Consider the following 1,069-nt stretch of genomic DNA (forward strand, 5'->3'; position numbering starts at 1 on the left):
AGATTGCTGCAAATGGCTATAGATTATGCAAAAGAACGCGTCACATTCGGTAAACCAATCGCTGAGCGCCAGGCTATTCAATGGCAGATTGCTGACTCGGCTGTTGAAATCGAAGCTGCAAGGTGGCTTGTGTTAAATGCCGCCTACACACTAGATCATGGAGAAGACAATCGTCATCTAGCTTCTATGGCTAAACTCTATGGAGCAAATATGGGGAATCGTGTCGTTGATCGCGTGTTGCAAATACATGGGGGCATGGGTTATACGAAGGAACTTCCAATTGAGCGCTGGTACCGTGAGGCAAGACTTTGGAGAATATATGATGGGACCGATGAAATACAGCGCATGATTATTTCACGGAATTTAATTAGAGGACATGTTAAATTAGGACAATTTTTATAATAGATTAGGAGGAAAAGATTATGACAGGAAGATTTGCAGGGAAAACCGCTTTAGTTACTGGTGGAAGCAGGGGAATTGGACGGGCAATCGTAGAACTATTTGCAAGTGAAGGCGCAAAGGTTGCTATCATAGATATAAATGAGGAAGTTTTGACCTCAACAGGAAATGAACTAAGGGATCAAGGCCATACCATTTTTACAAGGGTCGCCAATGTGGTGGATTCAGAAGAGGTAGAAGCATCAGTAAAAGAAATAGCTGATACGTTCGGTTCGCTAGATATTCTCGTGAATAATGCAGGTGTCATTCGAGATAATTTACTATTTAAAATGACCGATTCAGATTGGCAGACAGTAATGGACGTGCATTTAAAAGGTACTTTCAATGCGGTTCGTGCGGCTCAGAAGTATATGGTTGAAAACAAATATGGGAGAATTATTAATATATCTTCCACCTCGGCACTAGGTAACCGCGGTCAGGCTAATTATGCAGCGGCAAAAGCGGGGTTGCAGGGGTTAACAAAAACACTCGCAATTGAACTTGGTAAATATGGAATAACGGCTAATTCGGTAGCACCTGGTTTTATTGAAACCGAAATGACGAAAGAAACAGCACGGCGAATGGGAGTGAGTTTTGAACAATTTATCCAGGATAGGGCAAACAGTATTCC

2 protein-coding genes are annotated in these 1,069 nt (G+C 42.2%); both read left to right on the forward strand.

The features are described 5' to 3' along the window. The coding region (locus AC1DUW_RS30115) for an acyl-CoA dehydrogenase family protein (protein WP_477644353.1) at positions 1-402 on the forward strand (402 nt) is incomplete at its 5' end. A 20-nt stretch (positions 403-422) separates the two neighbouring features. Next, positions 423-1,069 (forward strand): SDR family oxidoreductase (locus AC1DUW_RS30120; protein WP_477644354.1); only part of this gene is annotated, 647 nt, incomplete at its 3' end.

The organism is Peribacillus sp. P4_C12 (assembly GCF_056402095.1).